This window comes from Pseudomonas sp. IT-P12, assembly GCF_949767465.1.
GTDB lineage: Bacteria > Pseudomonadota > Gammaproteobacteria > Pseudomonadales > Pseudomonadaceae > Aquipseudomonas.
On sequence record NZ_CATKPY010000022.1, the window covers coordinates 701,879 to 721,099 of the forward strand.

18 protein-coding genes are annotated in these 19,221 nt (G+C 63.3%); 12 read left to right on the forward strand and 6 right to left on the reverse strand.

From position 1 onward, the window contains the following. From paaH to paaZ, 12 genes are all read left to right on the forward strand, one after another. Entirely contained in the window at positions 1 to 1,524 is a 1,524-nt protein-coding gene (gene paaH, locus ACM6IM_RS17995) for a 3-hydroxyacyl-CoA dehydrogenase PaaH (protein WP_414865879.1), read from the forward strand. Beyond that, the gene (gene paaI, locus ACM6IM_RS18000; RefSeq protein WP_192304712.1) at positions 1,511 to 1,960 is read left to right on the forward strand and encodes a hydroxyphenylacetyl-CoA thioesterase PaaI; all 450 of its coding nucleotides are present in this window, start codon (positions 1,511 to 1,513) and stop codon (positions 1,958 to 1,960) included. Before paaH ends, paaI begins: the two co-directional genes overlap by 14 nt. Continuing rightward, complete coding sequence (gene pcaF / locus ACM6IM_RS18005; RefSeq protein WP_414865880.1) at positions 1,953 to 3,164, forward strand: 3-oxoadipyl-CoA thiolase; 1,212 nt, start codon at positions 1,953 to 1,955, stop codon at positions 3,162 to 3,164. Before paaI ends, pcaF begins: the two co-directional genes overlap by 8 nt. 99 nt (positions 3,165 to 3,263) lie before the next feature. Continuing rightward, a complete protein-coding gene (gene paaK / locus ACM6IM_RS18010) occupies positions 3,264 to 4,589 on the forward strand; it encodes a phenylacetate--CoA ligase PaaK (protein WP_414865881.1) in 1,326 nt (441 codons plus the stop codon). A gap of 340 nt (positions 4,590 to 4,929) precedes the next feature. After that, complete coding sequence (gene paaA, locus ACM6IM_RS18015; protein WP_192304718.1) at positions 4,930 to 5,919, forward strand: 1,2-phenylacetyl-CoA epoxidase subunit PaaA; 990 nt, start codon at positions 4,930 to 4,932, stop codon at positions 5,917 to 5,919. A 28-nt stretch (positions 5,920 to 5,947) separates the two neighbouring features. Continuing rightward, positions 5,948 to 6,229: a 1,2-phenylacetyl-CoA epoxidase subunit PaaB gene (gene paaB, locus ACM6IM_RS18020; protein WP_007943393.1), complete on the forward strand. Its 282-nt coding sequence runs from the start codon at positions 5,948 to 5,950 to the stop codon at positions 6,227 to 6,229. Between the two features lie 8 nt (positions 6,230 to 6,237). Further along, entirely contained in the window at positions 6,238 to 6,999 is a 762-nt protein-coding gene (gene paaC / locus ACM6IM_RS18025) for a 1,2-phenylacetyl-CoA epoxidase subunit PaaC (protein WP_414865882.1), read from the forward strand. After that, on the forward strand, positions 6,986 to 7,519 hold the full coding sequence (gene paaD / locus ACM6IM_RS18030; RefSeq protein ID WP_192304722.1) for a 1,2-phenylacetyl-CoA epoxidase subunit PaaD: 534 nt from the start codon (positions 6,986 to 6,988) through the stop codon (positions 7,517 to 7,519). Before paaC ends, paaD begins: the two co-directional genes overlap by 14 nt. 33 nt (positions 7,520 to 7,552) lie before the next feature. Further along, positions 7,553 to 8,629 carry a 1,2-phenylacetyl-CoA epoxidase subunit PaaE gene (paaE, locus tag ACM6IM_RS18035; RefSeq protein ID WP_192304723.1) on the forward strand — a complete coding sequence of 359 codons (1,077 nt, stop codon included), beginning with the start codon at positions 7,553 to 7,555 and terminating at the stop codon, positions 8,627 to 8,629. 171 nt (positions 8,630 to 8,800) lie between these two features. Beyond that, complete coding sequence (locus ACM6IM_RS18040; protein WP_201191018.1) at positions 8,801 to 9,109, forward strand: DUF485 domain-containing protein; 309 nt, start codon at positions 8,801 to 8,803, stop codon at positions 9,107 to 9,109. Beyond that, entirely contained in the window at positions 9,106 to 10,752 is a 1,647-nt protein-coding gene (locus tag ACM6IM_RS18045) for a cation acetate symporter (RefSeq protein ID WP_414865883.1), read from the forward strand. Before ACM6IM_RS18040 ends, ACM6IM_RS18045 begins: the two co-directional genes overlap by 4 nt. 30 nt (positions 10,753 to 10,782) lie before the next feature. Continuing rightward, a complete protein-coding gene (paaZ, locus tag ACM6IM_RS18050) occupies positions 10,783 to 12,852 on the forward strand; it encodes a phenylacetic acid degradation bifunctional protein PaaZ (RefSeq protein ID WP_192304729.1) in 2,070 nt (689 codons plus the stop codon). 92 nt (positions 12,853 to 12,944) lie between these two features. On the opposite strand, the gene ACM6IM_RS18055 is transcribed toward paaZ, so the two are convergent. From ACM6IM_RS18055 to ACM6IM_RS18080, 6 genes are all read right to left on the reverse strand, one after another. Further along, the gene (locus ACM6IM_RS18055; protein WP_414865884.1) at positions 12,945 to 13,784 is read right to left on the reverse strand and encodes a helix-turn-helix transcriptional regulator; all 840 of its coding nucleotides are present in this window, start codon (positions 13,782 to 13,784) and stop codon (positions 12,945 to 12,947) included. A 53-nt stretch (positions 13,785 to 13,837) separates the two neighbouring features. Continuing rightward, complete coding sequence (locus ACM6IM_RS18060) at positions 13,838 to 15,256, reverse strand: aminotransferase (protein WP_414865885.1); 1,419 nt, start codon at positions 15,254 to 15,256, stop codon at positions 13,838 to 13,840. A 30-nt stretch (positions 15,257 to 15,286) separates the two neighbouring features. Beyond that, positions 15,287 to 16,390: a polyamine ABC transporter substrate-binding protein gene (locus ACM6IM_RS18065; RefSeq protein WP_192304735.1), complete on the reverse strand. Its 1,104-nt coding sequence runs from the start codon at positions 16,388 to 16,390 to the stop codon at positions 15,287 to 15,289. A gap of 186 nt (positions 16,391 to 16,576) precedes the next feature. Beyond that, positions 16,577 to 18,127, reverse strand: coding sequence for a sulfite reductase flavoprotein subunit alpha (locus ACM6IM_RS18070; RefSeq protein ID WP_414865886.1), 1,551 nt, complete (start codon positions 18,125 to 18,127; stop codon positions 16,577 to 16,579). 6 nt (positions 18,128 to 18,133) lie between these two features. After that, on the reverse strand, positions 18,134 to 18,553 hold the full coding sequence (locus tag ACM6IM_RS18075; protein WP_192304747.1) for a PAS domain-containing protein: 420 nt from the start codon (positions 18,551 to 18,553) through the stop codon (positions 18,134 to 18,136). Positions 18,554 to 18,746: 193 nt separating this feature from the next. Continuing rightward, positions 18,747 to 19,097 carry a hypothetical protein gene (locus tag ACM6IM_RS18080; RefSeq protein WP_414865887.1) on the reverse strand — a complete coding sequence of 117 codons (351 nt, stop codon included), beginning with the start codon at positions 19,095 to 19,097 and terminating at the stop codon, positions 18,747 to 18,749. Positions 19,098 to 19,221 lie beyond the last annotated feature (124 nt).

The window sequence follows — 19,221 nt, forward strand, 5'->3', positions numbered from 1 at the left end:
ATGACGGCTCTGGATAACCACGCACGCATCGCGGTGATCGGTGCCGGGGCCATGGGCGCCGGCATTGCCCAGGTCGCGGCACAGGCTGGCCATGCCGTGCTGTTACTGGACAATCGCCCGGGTGCCGCCGCACAGGCCATCGAAGGCATTGACCGCCAACTGGGCAAACGCGTCGAAAACGGCAAGCTGTCCGCCGAATCGCGCAGCGCGACCGTCGCTCGCCTGCAAGCCGTGCAAGACATCGAAGCCTTGGCCGATTGCGCACTGATCATCGAAGCCATCGTCGAGAATCTTGAAGTCAAGCGCGCCCTGTTCCGCCAACTGGAAGAGATCTGCGGCGAACACTGCATCCTGGCCAGCAACACTTCGTCGCTGTCGATTACCAGCATCGCCGCGCAACTGCGCCACCCGCAACGCCTGCTCGGCCTGCACTTCTTCAACCCGGCGCCGGTCATGGCCCTGGTGGAAATCGTTTCCGGCCTGGCCAGCGATCCAGCCCTGGCGGCCTGCCTGTACGACACGGCCCGGGCCTGGGGCAAACAACCGGTGCACACCCGTTCGACGCCGGGGTTCATCGTCAACCGCGTGGCCCGGCCGTTCTACGCCGAAAGCCTGCGCCTGGTGCAGGAAGGCGCGGCCGACAGCCCGACACTCGACGCCCTGATGCGCGAGGCCGGCGGTTTTGCCATGGGCGCGTTCGAACTGACCGACCTGATCGGTCACGACGTCAACTATGCCGTGACCTGTTCGGTGTTCGACGCCTACTACGGCGACACGCGTTTCCTGCCTTCGCTGATCCAGAAAGAGCTGGTGGACGCCGGACGCTTGGGGCGCAAAAGCGGCCATGGCTTCTACCGCTACGCCGAAGGGGCGCAGCGCCCACAACCGGCCTCCGTCAGCAGTGATCGCAGCGTGAGCACCTGTGTGCTCGAAGGTGACCTGGGCATCGCCAACGGCTTGATCCCGCGCCTGCTGGAACAGGGCGTCGAGGTTATCCGGCGCGACGGCCAGGGCCTGTTGCGCACGGGCGATGCGGTGCTGGCCCTGAGCGACGGGCGCATGGCGTGCCAGCGGGCCAGGGAAGACGGCCTGCGCAATCTGATACTGCTGGACCTGGCCGGTGACTACACCAAGGCCAGACGACTGGCGATCAGTTGCGTCGCCGACATCGAACCTGCCGCTCTCGAACAGGGCATCGCGCTCTTGCAACAGGCCGGCTTCACCGTCAGCCGACTCAGTGACAGCCCGGCGCTGGCGGTGTTGCGCACCGTGGCCATGCTCGCCAACGAAGGCGCCGACGCGCTGCTGCACGGCGTGGCCTCGGCCGCCGACATCGATCTGGCGATGCGCGCCGGGGTCAACTACCCGCAAGGCCCACTGGCCTGGGCGGACAGCATCGGCCTGGCGTACATCCTCAAGGTCCTGGAAAACCTGCAAGCCAGTTATGGCGAAGAACGCTATCGACCGTCGCTGCTGTTACGCCGCCGCGTCGCCGAAGGGAGGACATTGCATGACCAACCATGAAGCCATGAACCTGGCCAGTGCCTGCGCGCAGGCGCTGTTCAAACGCGACACCGCCAGCCAGGCAATGGGCATGCGCCTGCTGTCTGCGGCGCCGGGCTGCGCCCGGGTCGGCATGAGCGTGCGCGCCGACATGCTCCAGGGCCATGGCACCTGCCACGGCGGCTACCTGTTCGCCCTCGCCGACTCGGCGTTTGCCTTCGCCTGCAACAGCTACAACGAGGCCACGGTGGCCATCGGTTGCAGCATCGATTACATCGCCCCGGCGCACCTGGGCGACACCCTGAATGCCGATTGTGTGGAGCAGAGCCGTTCCGGACGCACCGGCAACTACGACGTACGCATTGAAAACCAACTGGGCCAGCTGATCGCGCTGTTCCACGGCAAATCCTACAAAGTGCGCGGCACTGTGCTGACGCAGGAGACTCCCAATGAATGATGCCCTGATCATCGATGCGGTGCGCACCCCGATCGGCCGCTACGCTGGTGCCTTGAGCAGCGTGCGCGCCGACGACCTCGGCGCGGTGCCGCTGCGTGAACTGCTGCGCCGTCACCCGCAGGTCGACTGGAACAGCGTGGACGACGTGGTGTACGGCTGTGCCAACCAGGCTGGCGAAGACAACCGCAACGTTGCGCGCATGTCGGCGCTGCTGGCCGGGTTGCCGGTCAGCGTGCCGGGCACCACCCTCAATCGCCTGTGCGGTTCCGGGCTGGATGCCATCGGCAGCGCGGCGCGGGCGATCCGCTGTGGCGAGGCCGGCCTGATGCTGGTCGGCGGCGTCGAATCGATGTCCCGCGCGCCCCTGGTCATGGGCAAGGCCGAACAGGCCTTCTCCCGTGACGCACAGGTCTACGACACCACCATTGGCTGGCGCTTCGTCAATCCGCTGATGAAAAAGGCCTACGGCATCGACTCCATGCCCGAGACTGCGGAGAACGTCGCCGAGCAGTTCAACATCTCCCGCGCCGACCAGGATGCCTTTGCTTTGCGCAGCCAGCAGCGCGCGGCCGCCGCCCAGGCCAGCGGACGTCTTGCCCGGGAAATCGTCGCGGTCGAGATTCCCCAGCGCAAAGGCCCGGCCAAGGTCGTCGAGCACGATGAACACCCCCGCGGCGACACCACGCTCGAGCAATTGCAGAAACTCGGCACGCCGTTTCGCGACGGTGGCAGCGTCACCGCCGGCAACGCCTCCGGGGTGAACGATGGCGCCTGCGCGCTGCTGCTGGCCAGCCCGGCGATCGCCAGCCGCCACGGACTGAAGGCGCGTGGCCGGGTGGTCGCCATGGCCACGGCCGGCGTCGAACCGCGCATCATGGGCATTGGCCCGGTGCCGGCCACACGCAAGGTCCTGGAACTGGCCAATCTCAGCCTCGCCGACATGGACGTGATCGAACTCAACGAAGCCTTCGCCGCCCAGGGCCTGGCGGTGCTGCGCGAGTTGGGGCTGAGCGACAGCGACCCGCGGGTCAACCCGAACGGCGGCGCGATTGCCCTCGGCCACCCGTTGGGCATGAGCGGCGCACGGCTGGTGACCACGGCCCTGCACGAACTGGAGGAACGCCAGGGTCGCTACGCCTTGTGCACCATGTGCATCGGCGTTGGCCAGGGCATTGCGCTGATCATCGAGCGCCTGTCCGTCTAAAGAATCGCGATTCCCGGGGAGCCGAGAGGTATCCTTGGCGCATGCACTCAAAGCCTTGCTGCGGCGGGGCCGGAACACAAAAATAATTCGAGTGAAGTTATGAACATGCCAATTGCCAAAGCCGTGCTTGAACCTGTGCTGGACCCGCTGGAAACCGCCAGCATCGACGAGCTGCGTCAGCACCAGCTGGACCGTCTGCGCTGGTCCCTCAACCACGCCTACAATAACGTGCCGCTGTATCGTCAGCGCTTCGATGCCCTGGGTGTGCATCCCGACGACATCAAATCCCTGGAAGACCTGGCGCAGTTTCCGTTCACCACCAAGAACGACCTGCGCGACAACTACCCCTACGGCATGTTCGCCGTGCCGATGCACGACGTGGTGCGCCTGCACGCTTCCAGCGGTACCACCGGCAAACCGACCGTCGTCGGCTACACCCAGAACGACATCGACACCTGGGCCAACGTGGTTGCCCGCTCGATCCGCGCGGCGGGTGGCCGACGCGGCGACAAAGTGCACATTTCCTACGGCTACGGCCTGTTCACCGGCGGCCTGGGCGCGCATTACGGCGCCGAACGCCTGGGCTGCACGGTGATTCCGATGTCCGGCGGGCAGACGGAAAAACAGGTGCAACTGATCAAGGATTTCCAGCCGGACATCATCATGGTCACGCCGTCCTACATGCTCAACATCGCCGATGAACTTGAACGCCAGGGCGTCGACCCGCACAAACTGGCCCTGCGTCTGGGCATCTTCGGTGCCGAGCCGTGGACCGGCGAACTGCGCAGCGCCATCGAGCACCGCCTGGGCATTACCGCGCTGGACATCTACGGCCTCTCGGAAATCATGGGACCGGGTGTTGCCATGGAGTGCGCCGAGACCAAGGACGGGCCGACCCTCTGGGAAGACCACTTCTACCCGGAAATCATCGACCCGGTCACCGGTGAAGTGCTGCCCGACGGGCAGATGGGCGAACTGGTGTTCACCTCGCTGAGCAAGGAAGCCCTGCCGATGATCCGCTACCGCACCCGCGACCTGACGCGCCTGCTGCCGGGCACCGCACGCCCGATGCGCCGCATCGACAAGATCACTGGGCGCAGCGATGACATGCTGATCATCCGTGGCGTCAACGTGTTCCCGACGCAGATCGAGGAACAGGTGCTGAAAGTCAAACAGCTTGCCGAGTGTTATGAGATCCATCTGTATCGCAACGGCAACCTGGACAGCGTCGACGTGCACGTGGAACTCAAGGCCGAACACCAGCACCTGGGCGACGACCAGCAAAAAGCCGTGTGCGCCGAATTGAGCCGGCACATCAAGACCTACATCGGAATCAGCTCGCGGATCGTGCTGCAGCCGTTCCACTCGATCAAGCGTTCCGAAGGCAAGGCCTGCCACGTCCTGGACAAACGCCCTAAAGCATGACTGCTGCACCCTTTTGAGCCCCGCTTTTGCGGGGCTTTTTTTTGGCTTGCTGACTGCCGCGCAAGGTGGATCAGGGTTGACTGGAAGGCCGTCATCGCGAGCAAGCCCGCTTACACCGGGAGTTGGGGAGTGTCGGGAAGTTGCAGCCACACAAGCTCCTGCGGGAGCGAGCCTGCTCGCGATGGCTGAGTGTCAGGCAACAGCGATGCGACCATCCCATCTCATCCAGCAAAGCGATACAAAAAACAAATACGACACGTCATTTACTGTTTGATATTAATTTCTGTATCGCTTATAAAGTTCTCCATGCCCTCGATCAGATTCAAGGCGGGAGACCCCCATGTACGCACAGCTCGTAGAAACCGGTGTTAAGCGCATCAAGGACCTGTCGGAAATGTCCGAACAGGAACGCGCCTTCCAGGAAAAAATCGATTCGGAAATCAAGATCGAAGCCAAGAACTGGATGCCGGATGCCTATCGCCAGACGCTGATCCGGCAGATCTCGCAGCACGCTCACTCCGAAATCGTCGGCATGCTGCCCGAAGGCAACTGGGTCACCCGCGCCCCCACGCTCAAACGCAAACTGCAATTGATGGCGAAGATCCAGGACGAAGCCGGCCACGGCCTGTACCTGTACAGCGCCATGGAAACCCTGGGCGCCGATCGCGATGAGGAAATCGCCAAACTGCACAGCGGCAAGGCCAAGTACTCGAGCATCTTCAACTACCCGACGCTGAACTGGGCCGACATGGGTGCCGTGGGCTGGCTGGTGGATGGCGCCGCCATCGTCAATCAGGTGGTGCTGCAGCGCACCTCCTATGGCCCCTACTCCCGGGCGATGGTCCGGATCTGCAAGGAAGAGAGCTTCCACCAGCGCCAGGGCTACGAAATCCTCCTGACCATGATGCGCCACGGCAATCAGGCGCAAAAAGACATGGTCCAGGACGCGATCAACCGCCTGTGGTGGCCGGCGCTGATGATGTTCGGCCCCAGCGACGAACATTCGCCCAACAGCGCCCAGTCCATGGCCTGGAAGATCAAGCGCCAGAGCAACGACGAACTGCGCCAGCGCTTCATCGACCAGACCATCCCGCAACTGGAACTGCTGGGCTGCACCTGCCCCGACCCGGACCTGAAGTGGAACGCCGAGCGGGGCCACTACGACTTCGGCGAGATCCAGTGGAGCGAGTTCTACGAGGTGCTCAAGGGCAACGGCCCGTGCAACACCGAGCGCGTCGCTACCCGCCGCAAAGCCATTGAAGACGGTGCCTGGGTGCGCGAAGCCGCCGTTGCCCACGCCCGCAAAAAACAAAACAAGAACGCCGCCTGATCCGGCCACCTGATGTGGAGTAACTGAAATGTCCGAGTGGACCCTCTTCGAAGTCTTCGTGCGCAGCAAGCACGGCCTCAACCACAAGCATGTCGGCAGCGTGCATGCCGCCGACACCACCATGGCCATCGAGAACGCGCGCGAGCTCTACACCCGGCGCAGCGAAGGCGTGAGCCTGTGGGTGGTGCCATCGGCACTGATCACCGCCTCGTCACCGGACGAAAAGGACCCGTTGTTCGATCCGTCGGACGACAAGGTCTATCGCCACGCCAGCTTCTACGAGTTGCCGGCTGAAGTCGGGCACATGTGAGGGCGACCATGAACAACAAGACCGATCTGATCGAATACCTGCTGCGTCTGGGCGACAGCGCCCTGATCCAGGGCCAGCGCCTGTGCCAGTGGTGCGGCAAGGCCCCGGCACTGGAAGAAGAACTGGCGCTGATGAACGTCGGCCTCGACCTCGTCGGCCAGGCGCGCCACTGGCTCGAGTACGCCGCCGAGCTGCTGGATGACGGCCGTGACGCCGATCACCTGGCGTTCCGCCGCGACGAGCGCGCCTATCGCAACCTGCTGTTGGTGGAGCAACCCAACGGCGACTACGCGGTGACCCTCCTCAAGCAGTTCCTCTATGACGCCTGGCACCTGCCGGTGCTCACGGGCCTGAGCCAGTCCAGCGATGAGCGCATCGCCGGAATCGCCGCCAAGGCCGTCAAGGAAGTCACCTATCACCTGCGCCGCTCCGGCGAATGGGTCGAACGCCTGGGCGATGGCACCGAGGAAAGCCACCGGCGCATGCTCGCGGCCATCCCTGAAGTCTGGCGCTTTACCGTTGAACTGATCGCCGCCGATGACAGCGAGCAGCGCCTGTGCGAAGCCGGCATCACCCCGGACATCGCCACGACCGCCGCTGCCTGGCAAGCCAGCGTCGAAGCGATCTTCGCCAGCGCCACCCTGCCGGTGCCGACCGCGCCGAGCTACTTCTACCTGGACGCGCGCAAAGGCCTGCACACCGAACACCTGGGCATCCTGCTGGCCGAAATGCAGTTCCTGCCCCGAGCGTACCCCGATGCAACCTGGTGAACTGATCGCCAGCGACCTCGGGGCGCGGCCGGCACAACCGACCGACCTGGGCGCGGCCTGGGCGATCCTGTCCGAGGTCATGGACCCGGAGGTGCCGGTGGTCAGCGTGGTGGACCTGGGCATCGTCCGCGACCTGGACTGGCAGGCCGGGCATCTGCACGTGGTGGTCACGCCGACCTACTCCGGCTGCCCGGCGACCGAAGTGATCGAAAGCGACATCCGCGACGCACTGGAGCTCGCCGGTTTCAGGGCGCCGCAACTGGAACGCCGGCTGACCCCGGCGTGGACCACCGACTGGATCAGCGCCAGCGGCCGCGAACGCCTGCGCGCCTACGGCATCGCGCCGCCCGAGGGCAGCACCAGCAAGCGCAGCCTGCTCGGCGAAAGCCCGGTGATCCGCTGCCCGCAATGCGGCAGCGCCCACACCGAGGTGCTCAGCGAGTTCGGCTCCACGGCGTGCAAGGCCCTGTATCGCTGCGTCGAGTGCCGCGAACCGTTCGACTATTTCAAGTGCATCTGAGCGGCGCTCGGCCGTCCCAGTTGGAGAACAAGCATGAGCAAATTTCACAGTCTGACCATCAAGGACGTGCGCGCGGAAACCCGTGACGCGGTGTCCATTGCCTTCGAGATTCCGCAGGCATTGCAGGACAGCTTTCACTTCACCCAGGGCCAGCACCTGGTGATGCGCACCCTGCTGGACGGCGAGGAAGTACGCCGCTCCTATTCAATCTGCACCGGGGTCAACGACGGCGAGCTGCGCATCGCAGTCAAGCGCGTCGCCGGCGGGCGTTTTTCCGCCTTCGCCAACGAGCAGCTGAAAGTCGGGCACAGCCTGGAAGTCATGCCGCCGGCCGGGCACTTCCATGTCGAGCTCGATCCGGCTCGTCATGGTCACTATCTGGCGGTCGCCGCCGGCAGCGGCATCACGCCGATCCTGTCGATCATCAAGACCACCCTGGAAACCGAACCGCACAGCCGCGTCACCTTGCTGTATGGCAATCGATCCAGTTCCGGTGCGCTGTTTCGCGAACAGCTCGAAGACCTGAAGAACCGCTACCTGCAACGCCTGAACCTGATCTTCGTGTTCAGTCGCGAGCAGCAGGACGTCGACCTGTACAACGGTCGGATCAATGCCGAGAAATGCGAGCAACTGTTCAGCCGCTGGCTCGACGTGAAAGCCCTCGACGCCGCCTTCATCTGCGGCCCGCAGGAAATGACCGAGACCGTGCGCGACAGCCTGAAAGCCAAAGGCCTGGCACCTGAACGCATCCATTTCGAGCTGTTCGCCGCCGCGGGCAGTCAGCAGAAACGCGAGGCCCGTGAAGCCGCCCGGCAAGTGGACGCCGCCGTCAGCCAGATCACCGTCATCAGCGACGGCCGCGCCCTGGCCTTCGACCTGCCGCGCAACAGCCAGAGCATCCTCGACGCCGGCAACGCCCAGGGCGCCGAATTGCCCTACTCGTGCAAGGCCGGCGTGTGCTCGACCTGCAAGTGCAAGGTCATCGAAGGCGAGGTGGAAATGGACAGCAACCACGCCCTGGAAGACTACGAAGTCGCCGCCGGCTATGTGCTGTCGTGCCAGGCGTTTCCGATCACCGACAAAGTGGTCCTGGATTTCGATCAGCTCTGAAATCCGCAGCGCTGTAAAAACTGTGGGAGCGAGCCTGCTCGCGATGCTCCCGAGATCGACGCGTTTATCCAGAAGGCACGCGTCATCGTTGACGACCATCGCGAGCAGGCTCGCTCCCACAGGGACCGCGCCGTTTCACCCCACAACAAAAACAACAACCGAGAGCGTGCCATGACCCCACAAGACATAGAACTCATCCGCCAGCACCCCGACTTCATCCAGTTGGTGCGTCGCAAACAGAAGCTCTACTGGTCGCTGTCGCTGATCATGCTGGTGATCTATTTCGGTTTTGTCCTGCTGGTGGCCTTCTCCCCCGCCACCCTCGGCCAGTCCCTGAATGGCGGCGTGACGTCGGTCGGCATGCTGGTGGGCGTGGTCATGGTGCTGCTGGCGTTCGCCCTGACCGGCTTCTATGTCTATCGCGCCAACCACGTGATCGATCCGCTCAACGACAAACTGAAGCAGGAGTGCGCCCGATGAGTCGCCTCCTCGCGCTGTTCCTGCTGCCGCTGGCGGTGGTCACCGACCTGGCCGTTGCCGCCGAAGGCACGTCCCGCCCCTTGAACTGGAACGCCATCGGCATGTTCCTGGTGTTCGTGCTGTTCACCCTCGGCGTCACGCGCTGGGCGGCGTTGCGCACCCGCTCGGCCAGCGACTTCTACACCGCTGGCGGTGGCATGAGCGGTTTCCAGAATGGCCTGGCGATTGCCGGCGACATGATCTCCGCCGCCTCGTTCCTCGGCATCTCCGCGATGATGTTCCTCAATGGCTACGACGGTTTGCTCTATGCCCTGGGCGTGCTGGCCGGCTGGCCGATCATCCTGTTCCTGATCGCCGAACGCCTGCGCAACCTGGGCAAGTACACCTTTGCCGACGTGGTCTCCTATCGCCTGGAACAGACCCCGGTGCGCCTGACCTCGGCCTTCGGCACGCTGACCGTGGCCCTGATGTACCTGGTGGCGCAGATGGTCGGTGCCGGCAAACTGATCGAGTTGCTGTTCGGCATCGACTACCTCTACGCCGTGATGCTGGTCGGCGTGTTGATGGTGTTCTACGTGACCTTCGGCGGCATGCTCGCCACCACCTGGGTGCAGATCATCAAGGCGGTGATGCTGCTGTTCGGCACCAGCTTCATGGCGTTCATGGTACTCAGGCATTTCGGTTTCAGTACCGAGGCGATGTTCGCCGGCGCCACCGCCGTGCACGCCAAGGGCACGGCAATCATGGCCCCCGGTGGCCTGCTGTCGAACCCGATCGATGCGATTTCCCTGGGGCTGGGCATGATGTTCGGCACCGCCGGCCTGCCGCACATCCTGATGCGTTTCTTCACCGTCAGCGATGCCAAGGAAGCGCGCAAAAGCGTGTTCTACGCCACGGGCTTCATCGGTTATTTCTACCTGCTGCTGATCGTCGTCGGCTTTGGCGCCATCGTCATGGTCGGTACCGAGCCGTCGTACCGCGACGCCAGCGGCGCGATCATCGGCGGCGGCAACATGGTCGCCGTGCATCTGGCGCAAGCCGTGGGCGGCAACCTGTTCCTCGGCTTCATTTCGGCGGTGGCCTTCGCCACCATTCTCGCCGTGGTGGCCGGGCTGGCCCTGTCGGGCGCCTCGGCGGTGTCCCACGATTTGTATGCCTGTGTGATCCGCAAGGGCCAGGCCAGCGAACAACAGGAAATGCGCATGTCACGCATCGCCACCCTGTGCATCGGCGTGCTGGCGATCATCCTCGGCCTGCTGTTCGAATCGCAGAACATCGCCTTCCTTTCCGGCCTGGTGCTGGCCATCGCGGCCTCGGTGAATTTCCCGGTGCTGTTCCTTTCGATGTACTGGAAAGGCCTGACCACCCGCGGCGCGGTGATGGGCAGCCTGATGGGGCTGGTCTCGGCCATCGTCCTGCTGGTGCTCAGCCCGGCGGTCTGGGTCAACGTCATGCATCACGACAAGGCCCTGTTCCCGTACTCGAACCCGGCACTGTTTTCCATGAGCCTGGCGTTCTTCAGCGCCTGGCTGTTTTCGGTCACCGACAGCTCGCCGCGAGCGGCACTCGAACGCGGCCGCTACCTGGCGCAGTTCATCCGCTCGATGACCGGCATTGGCGCCTCGGGCGCCAGCAACCACTGATCCCCTGTTCGATAACACGGAGCAATCCTGATGTCCTCCTCACCTGTTTTGCACGCCCCTACACTGCAGAGTTTCATCGCCGGTCGCTGGATCGGCCAACACGGCGCGCAGGTTCTGCGCAGCGCCATCGACGGGCACGAAATCGCCCGCACCCACGAAGAGCGTCCGGATTTCGCCGAAGCCATCGAACACGGCCGTCGCCAGGGCGTCAGCGGCCTGATGGCCCTGGACTTCCAGCAACGGGCCCAGCGCCTGAAGGCGCTGGCCTTATACCTGAGCGAACGCAAGGAACAGCTCTACGCCATCTCCCACCACAGCGGTGCCACCCGCGCCGACAGCTGGATCGACATCGAGGGCGGCAACAGCACGCTGTTCACCTACGCCAGCCTCGGCTCCCGGGAGCTGCCGTCGGGCAACGTGGTCCACGAAGGCCCGGCGCTGCAACTGAGCAAGGCGGGCACCTTCGCCGGTACGCACATCCTGGTGCCGCGCGGCGGCGTGGCGGTGCACATCAACGCCTTCAACTTCCCGATCTGGGGCATGCTGGAGAAATTCGCGCCGAGCTTTCTCGCCGGCATGCCGTGCATCGTCAAACCGGCCAGCGCCACCAGCTACCTGACCGAGGCCGTGGTGCGCCTGATGGACGAGTCCGGCCTGTTGCCGGCGGGCAGCCTGCAACTGATCATCGGCGGCACCGGGGATCTGCTCGATCGCCTGCAAGGCCAGGACGTGGTGACCTTCACCGGTTCGGCCGACACCGCGGCCAAGCTGCGGGTCAACCCGAACCTGATTCGTCATTCGGTGCCGTTCACCGCCGAGGCCGATTCGCTGAACTGCGCGATCCTCGCCCCGGACGTCACCCCGGACGACGAAGAATTCGAGCTGTTCATCAAGGAAGTCGCCCGGGAAATGACCACCAAGGCCGGGCAGAAATGCACCGCGATCCGCCGCGCCATCGTGCCGGCCAAACACCTGGATGCCGTGGCCGAACGCCTGCGTGAGCGCCTGGCCAGGGTGGTGGTCGGCGACCCGTCGGTGGAAGGCGTGCGCATGGGCGCACTGGCCTCCCACGATCAGCAGAAGGACGTGGCCGAGCGCCTGGAAACCCTGCTGCAGAGCAGCGACATGCTGTTCGGTGCCCGCGACGGCTTCGAGCCCCGTGGCGAAAACGTCAGCCAGGGCGCGTTCTTCGCCCCGACCCTGTTGCAGGCCCGTGACCCGCATGCCGAAGGCGGCGCCCATGACATCGAAGCGTTCGGCCCCGTCAGCACCTTGATGGCCTACGACGACCTGGATGAAGCACTGGCGCTGGCCGCACGCGGCAAGGGCAGCCTGGTCGCCAGCCTGGTGACCAAAGACCCGCAGGTGGCCGCCAAGGCCATTCCGGTGGCGGCGGCCCTGCACGGACGCCTGTTGGTACTGGACCGCCACTGCGCCGGCGAATCCACCGGCCACGGTTCGCCATTGCCGCAACTCAAGCACGGCGGCCCGGGTCGTGCCGGCGGCGGTGAAGAACTCGGCGGTCTGCGTGCGGTGAAACACTACCTGCAACGCGCGGCGGTCCAGGGCTCGCCGACCATGCTGGCAGCGGTCACCGGGGAATACGTGCGCGGCGCGAACGTCATCGAGACCGAGGTCCACCCCTTCCGCCGGTACTTCCAGGACCTGCAGATCGGCGAATCCCTGCTGACCCACCGCCGCACCGTGACCGAGGCGGACCTGGTGAACTTCGGCTGCCTGTCCGGCGACCACTTCTACATGCACTTCGACGACATCGCGGCCAAGGAGTCGCAGTTCGGCAAGCGCATCGCCCACGGTTACTTCGTGCTGTCGGCGGCGGCCGGGCTGTTCGTTTCACCCGCGCCAGGACCGGTGCTGGCCAACTATGGCCTGGACACCCTGCGCTTCATCAACCCGGTGGGCATCGGCGACACCATCCAGGCGCGCCTGACCTGCAAACGCAAGATCGACCAGGGCAAGAAGAGCCCGCAGGGCATCCCGCAAGGCGTGGTGGCGTGGGACGTGGAAGTCACCAACCAGCTGGGCGAGTTGGTGGCCAGTTACGACATCCTGACCCTGGTGGTCAAGCGCGAGGACTGATTACGAGCTTGTGCCGAACCGGCTGGCCTCATCGCGGGCAAACCCGCTCCCACCCAAGCACCTGTGGGAGCGAGCCTGCTCGCGAGGGGCCATCAATGCCGGCGCAACCACTCGATAAACAGCGCAAACAACTCCGACTGCGAACCGACCTCCAGCTTCAGGTACAAATTCTTGCGGTGCATGCGCACCGTCTCCGGCGAGATGTTCAACTGGCTGGCCGTGGACTTCACCGAATGCCCTCGAAGCACCATGTGCGCCACTTCCCGCTCGCGCTCGGTGAGCACGTCGCTGCCGAAATGCTCGAACGCCGACTGCACCCGCTGCTTGAGATCGTCACGCCCGCCGGCTTCGTGATCAGCACGCTGCGGCAAGCCCCGCCGGCCAAACTCGGCGATCAACTCGCGCACCAGGGGCTCGACGGCCCGCAACAGGTTCAGTTGTTCGACCCGCAGGCTCTCTCCGCCAAACCCCTGGAACAGGCTCACGGAAATCTGCGTGTCATGGCCGGTATCCACCAGGTAAAAACTGTCCTCGGAGCTGCCCGCCTTCAGGTAGTAGGTCTTGTAGTACTCGCTGTCGAAAAAGTGATCCGGGGCGATTTCCTCCAGGTGATAAAAGCCCTCGGCCAGGCCCTGCTCCACGGCCAGGCAAAACGGGTCGAGCAGGTAGCCCACGGAAAAATAGCGCTCCAGCAACGCCACCCGGTACTGCTCCGGGATGCCCTGCTGGTACAGCAACTGCGGCGCGCGGTCCCTGTGTTCGAGGCTGATCATCACTGACTCGATCGACACCAGGTGCCCGAACGCGCAGGCCAGGTGGTGCAGCGCGTCGGGCTCGTCGATATGGGCGAAGGCCTTGCGCAGCTCGCCATGCCATTTGTGCAAGGCGCCGAAGGGCAAGGCAATCAGTGTGTCGTCGTTGGGTTTGCTCATGCCTCGCAGTCTAGCGGGTGAACCGGGGCCCCGTAACCGGCGATCGCTCAAACTCATTGGCCGCCATACTGACCGCTTTGTTCAAGCTCGACCGCCACTTCAAGGATGCAGACGCGTAACGTCTCGACGATTTCATCCACCTGGGCGTGCGTCAGGATCAGCGGCGGCGACATCACGTTGAGGTGCATGATCGGCCGCACCAGCAGGCCACGGGCCTGCGCACGGGAATGAATGCGCTCACCGATGTTGATCTCGTCGGCAAACAGCGCCTTGGTGCGCTTGTCGGCGACGAATTCCACGCAGGCCATCAATTTCTCGCAGCGCACATCGCCCACCAGCGGCAGGTCGCTGAGGGTAGCCAGACGCTGTTCCAGGTAGGTGCCGACCACCTCGACATGCTCCAGCAGATTTTCCCGCTCGATGATCTCGATGTTCTTCAACGCCGCCGTGCAGCACACCGGATGCCCGCTGTAGGTGAAGCCGTGGGTGAAGCAACGCCCCTTGCCCGGCTCGGCGATGACTTTCCAGATTCGCTCGGAAAAAATGCAGGCGCCCAGCGGCAGGTACGCGGAAGTCAGACCCTTGGCCGTGGTGATGATGTCAGGCTGGACCTCGAACACATCGTAAGACGCGAAGAACTTGCCCAGGCGGCCGAAGGAGGTCACCACTTCATCGGCGACAAACAGAATGTCGTAGCGCTGGCAGACCTCCCACATGCGCTTGAGATAGCCCTTGGGCGGAATGATCACGCCGCCAGACCCCATGATCGGCTCGGCGAAGAAACCGCCGACCTTGTGGGCGCCGATGGCCAGGATCTTGTCTTCGAACTCCTGCACCAGGAACTCGAGGAACTGCGCTTCGTCCATCCCCGCCGGCGCGCGGTAGGGGTTGGGGTTCGAGACGTGATCAATCAGGTCGTTGGCGTAATCGAACTCCGGCACGCGGTCGGCGGCCTTGTTGCCGATCGACATGGTCAGCGTGGTCGAGCCGTGATAGGCGTTGAAGCGCGCGATGACATGCTTCTTGTCCGGTTTGCCACGGCAGTTCTGGTAGTACTGGATCAGCCGGTAGGCGGTGTCCACGGCAGTCGACCCGCCCGTGGTCAAAAACACATGGTCGAGGTCCCCCGGCGCCAGGCTGGCGAGTTTCTCGCACAACTGGATGGCGACGTTGTTGGACATGTCGGAAAACGGGTTCGAATAGGCCAGCTGCCGCACCTGGTCGGCAATGGCCAGTGCCATTTCCTCGCGGCCCAGGCCGATGTTGGTGCACCACATGCCGCCGACGGCATCGAGAAAGCGGTTGCCCTGGGTGTCGTAGATGTAGGCGCCGTCACCGGCCACGATGTTCAGCGAGCCCTGCTCGGCATGCTCGTCGAACATGTGATAGCCGTGCATGTAGTGCGCCTTGTCGGCCTTGACCAGCCGCGATGCATCGGCGGCGGACAGTACGTCATGAGTGGGAGTAGCCATACGAAAACCTCGAACCGAAGGGTTGAACGATCAGATCCCGCTTTTCACCGTGCTCCAGACCCGCGTGATGGCGCGCATATCCTTGGGGTCCTGAGTCTTTTGCGGAAACAGCCGCTGACGGGTTTCCTCATCGGGATAGATGGCGGGGTTGTTGCGCACATCGGCCTCCAGCAACGGCGTCGCGGCCGCGTTGCTGTTGGCGTAATGGATGTAATCCGTCACATCGGCCATCACCTGCGGCTTCATCAGGAAGTCGAGGAACTTGTGCGCGTTGGTCACATGCGGGGCATCGGCCGGGATGTACAGGTTGTCAAACCAGATCAGGGAGCCTTCCCGGGGAATGAAGTACGCCAGGTTGATCTTCAATTTGGCTTCTTCGGCGCGGGCCATGGCGGTCGCGTAGTCGCCGGACCAGGTCATGGCCATGCACACATCGCCGTTGGGCAGGCTGGTCAGGTAGTTGACCGAGTCGAACTTGCGAATATAGGGCCGCACCGACAGCAGCAACTCCTGCGCCGCCTTCAGGTCCGCCGGCGCCGCACTGCGCGGGTCGCGCCCCAGGTACTTCAGGGCCAGGGGTATGACTTCGGTCGGGGCGTCCACCAGGGTGACGCCGCAGTCGGCGAAACGCGACACGATCTTCGGATCGAAGATCATCGCCAGCGACCCGATCGGCGCGTCGGGCATGCGCTCCCTGATCTTGTCGACGTTGTAGGTGATGCCGTTGCTGCCCCAGGTGTAAGGCGCGGAATACTGCATGCCGGCATCGAAGCCCTGCATGTCCTGCAGCACTTTGTCATCGAGGTTGGCCCAGCCCGGCAGCAGTTTTTTATTCAGTGGCTGGAACACCCCGGCCTTGATCAGTGGCGGCGCCAGCGACGCATTGAGCACCACCAGGTCATAACCGGAGTGGCCGGTGAGCAACTTGGCCTGGACGGTTTCATAGGCGTCGAACGTGTCGTAGATGACCTTGATGCCGGTGGCTTTCTCGAAATCCGCCAGGGTGTTTTCACCGATGTAATCCGCCCAGTTGTAGAGCCTGAGGGTTTTACTGTCGTCCACCTCGGCGGCCTGGGCGTGGATCAGCAGGGAAACGAGAAAAAAGCTGGAAATCACTGTGAGGGCCTTGCGCATAGCAAATCCACCTTATCAAGCGAGTTCGGCTCTGGATGAGCGGGTGAATCCACTATTGGCGGATTCGACGCGAGGCGCCATACCCCGAATGGGTGTGTGCCCGCCCCCACGGGTGTCCGCGTTTCCCTGCAAAAAAAAAGACGCGCAGACGAGTTGCGGCTCGTCCACGCGTCAAAACGGGAAGCTTCAATACAGTTCTTTGTGGACGCGATGGGTGCTCGCCAGGTCGGCGACGAATGTCTGCGCCACCTCCTCGCTGAGGTGGCCAAAGGTCATGGCGATGTTGACCAGCGCTGCGTCAATGGCCCGTTCCAGGTTGCTTTTGTTGCCACAGACGTACAAATGCGCGCCCTGGTTGAGCAGTGCCCACAGGTAGGCGCCGTGTTCGAGCATGGCATCCTGCACGTAGTAGCGACTTTCGCCATCCCTCGAAAACGCCGTGATGAGCGTATCCAGTACCCCGCTGGCCTGCCATTTTTCCAGGCGTGACTGATAGAGGAAGTCCGACGCCCGACGGCGGTCGCCGAAGATCAGGCAGCTTTGCGCCGGGCTGTTCTGCTGCTCGATCTGCTCCAGCAGGGCGATCAACGGTGCGATGCCCGTGCCGGTCCCGATCATGATCACCGGGTGCTCGACCTGGCGCGGCAGGTGGAACGGCGGGTTGCTGCGCACAAACACCCGGGCCTCGGGATGCGGCCCGACCAGGTGCCCGGTGGCGGTGCCGGTACGCGAACGGCCAGCCATGTCATAGGCGACTTCACGGATGCACAGGTCCACGTAACCGGGGTTGTCGTGGGAGGCAATCGAATACGCCCGTGGCAGCACATCGGGCAGCCACTCGACCAGGTCTTCCACACTCAATTGGTCAGGCTCACAGAAATCATTGAGCACATCGAGCAGGTCCCGGCCATACAGGTAGGCCTCCAGCTCTTTGCGGTTGCTGACCTTCAACAGGCCTTTCAAGGTTTCATGCTGGCTGACCTTGGCGATATCGCGCAGCATCGACTTGCTCAGTTGGCGCAGCTCCTTGTCGGCGAGCAACGTGCGGGCATCGTCGCGGCCGAACCACTTACCCACTTGCACCAGCAGTTGCTCATCGTTGTGCGCCAGCACATAAAGGTTGTCGCCGGCGCGGTACTTGATGCCGCTGCCTTCGATGTCCAGGCGCACCTGCCAGGCGTAAGGCGCCGTGCCATTGAGCCGGGTTCGCGAGATCACCCGCGCCGGCCAGGTGGCCTTTTCACCGTAGGCGGTGACTTGCAGATTCAAGGTGCTGCCGGCACGCCGGTCGCCCTTGAGCACCGCTTCGAGCGTGGCGCACCAGGTGTCGAAAAAGCCCTCGAAATCGGTGTCCGCGTCGACGCGATTGATCCAGGGCTCGGCCTGTTTCTGCAGGAGCGTGGCGTCCAGCAGCTTGCTGTAGCCGCAGAACGTCGGGTACGCGGTGTCGCCCAGGCCGAAGATTGCATAAGGCTGGTCGATCAACGATGCGAACTCGTTCAGTTGATCCATGAAGCAATCGGCATTGCCCGGGGGTTCGCCGTCACCGAAGGAGCTGCACACGATGATCAGCAGGTCCCGCGGGGTCAGGCTATCGAGCTTCAGGGCGTTGAGATCCTGCACGGCCAATTCGTACGGCTGCAAGCAAGGCAGACGCAACAGGCGTTGCGTCAACCCTCGGGCATTGCCGGACTCAGAGCCATAACCGATCACGATGCGTTCGATTAAAGCTGGCATGGCCGCTTACCTGTCGTAGTGTTCGTCGAAAGTTTCCTTGGAAAACTCCAGGCCTTCGAAGTCGCTCATCAGGTCGTTGATCACCCGGCGAATGCTGATGTACTCGACGATGTTGCCCTGCTCGTCGAACAGCGGCTGCACCGTGGTATCGACCACATACAGGCCGCCGCCCTTGCCCACGTTGGGGATCACGCCGGTCCAGATTTCGCCTTTCTTGATGGTGTCCCACATCTGCTTGTAGGTGCTCTTGGGCACGGCAGGATGGCGCACGAGGCTGTGCGGCTGGCCCACCAGCTCTTCACGGGTGTAACCGGTCAGCTTGCAGAACAGATCGTTGACGTAAGTGATGTTGCCTTGCAGGTCGGTGGTGGAGATCACCATGACGTTTTCCAGTGCGCTCAAGACTTTGGCGTTGATGGCTTGCATTGTGTTACCCCTCGATTGATTGAAAATGGCGACAGTGATTTCAGGTCTGGCCAACGCACCGCATTACTGCTTTTAGTCTTTATAAATCAATCAGTTAATATCACTGACTGCGGATGGCGCTGAGAAAAAAAGGATCCGATCCACGAGCGGATCCTGAAAAGGAGTTCGGGATGAAACGGCGCGGGCACCGGGTTCAGCTTTCCTGCGACTGCAGGCGCGAACCTTTGCGAGTCACCTGCTGGCCGGGTTCGAAACGCGCATTGGGCGAACGAACGGTGCTGACTTCGCCCTGGGCGTCTTTCACTTCATAAGCGGTTTCTGTCAGGCCGGCCGCCTCCTGTACCGAGCTGCCGGCGAAGAACCCGGCACCGGCACCGATCAGCGCGCCGATCGGGCCGCCCACGGCGCCGACCATCAACCCGGTGACCACACCGGCACCTTTGCCGGCCGTGGTATCCGGCACTTCGCGAACCACTTGATCGGCCATGCACAAGGGGGAGAACAACAGGCAGAGGGTGAAGCTGAAGGGGATGGTACGAGTCATGATCATTTCCTGCTTGGGTTGGGGTTGCCCTAAGCATTCCATTAACCGTGCCAACTTTTTAATTCATATATTTCAGTAACTTGAATGAATACGATGTCTTTATGACAACAGCCAAATAAAGTCA

Bases quoted from the DNA above. Each gene is read 5' to 3' on its own strand.
- paaH (WP_414865879.1), top strand. From the start codon at position 1: ATGACGGCTCTGGATAACCACGCACGCATCGCGGTGATCGGTGCCGGG.
- paaI (WP_192304712.1), top strand. From the start codon at position 1,511: ATGACCAACCATGAAGCCATGAACCTGGCCAGTGCCTGCGCGCAGGCG.
- pcaF (WP_414865880.1), top strand. From the start codon at position 1,953: ATGAATGATGCCCTGATCATCGATGCGGTGCGCACCCCGATCGGCCGC.
- paaK (WP_414865881.1), top strand. From the start codon at position 3,264: ATGAACATGCCAATTGCCAAAGCCGTGCTTGAACCTGTGCTGGACCCG.
- paaA (WP_192304718.1), top strand. From the start codon at position 4,930: ATGTACGCACAGCTCGTAGAAACCGGTGTTAAGCGCATCAAGGACCTG.
- paaB (WP_007943393.1), top strand. From the start codon at position 5,948: ATGTCCGAGTGGACCCTCTTCGAAGTCTTCGTGCGCAGCAAGCACGGC.
- paaC (WP_414865882.1), top strand. From the start codon at position 6,238: ATGAACAACAAGACCGATCTGATCGAATACCTGCTGCGTCTGGGCGAC.
- paaD (WP_192304722.1), top strand. From the start codon at position 6,986: ATGCAACCTGGTGAACTGATCGCCAGCGACCTCGGGGCGCGGCCGGCA.
- paaE (WP_192304723.1), top strand. From the start codon at position 7,553: ATGAGCAAATTTCACAGTCTGACCATCAAGGACGTGCGCGCGGAAACC.
- ACM6IM_RS18040 (WP_201191018.1), top strand. From the start codon at position 8,801: ATGACCCCACAAGACATAGAACTCATCCGCCAGCACCCCGACTTCATC.
- ACM6IM_RS18045 (WP_414865883.1), top strand. From the start codon at position 9,106: ATGAGTCGCCTCCTCGCGCTGTTCCTGCTGCCGCTGGCGGTGGTCACC.
- paaZ (WP_192304729.1), top strand. From the start codon at position 10,783: ATGTCCTCCTCACCTGTTTTGCACGCCCCTACACTGCAGAGTTTCATC.
- ACM6IM_RS18055 (WP_414865884.1), bottom strand. From the start codon at position 13,784: ATGAGCAAACCCAACGACGACACACTGATTGCCTTGCCCTTCGGCGCC.
- ACM6IM_RS18060 (WP_414865885.1), bottom strand. From the start codon at position 15,256: ATGGCTACTCCCACTCATGACGTACTGTCCGCCGCCGATGCATCGCGG.
- ACM6IM_RS18065 (WP_192304735.1), bottom strand. From the start codon at position 16,390: ATGCGCAAGGCCCTCACAGTGATTTCCAGCTTTTTTCTCGTTTCCCTG.
- ACM6IM_RS18070 (WP_414865886.1), bottom strand. From the start codon at position 18,127: ATGCCAGCTTTAATCGAACGCATCGTGATCGGTTATGGCTCTGAGTCC.
- ACM6IM_RS18075 (WP_192304747.1), bottom strand. From the start codon at position 18,553: ATGCAAGCCATCAACGCCAAAGTCTTGAGCGCACTGGAAAACGTCATG.
- ACM6IM_RS18080 (WP_414865887.1), bottom strand. From the start codon at position 19,097: ATGACTCGTACCATCCCCTTCAGCTTCACCCTCTGCCTGTTGTTCTCC.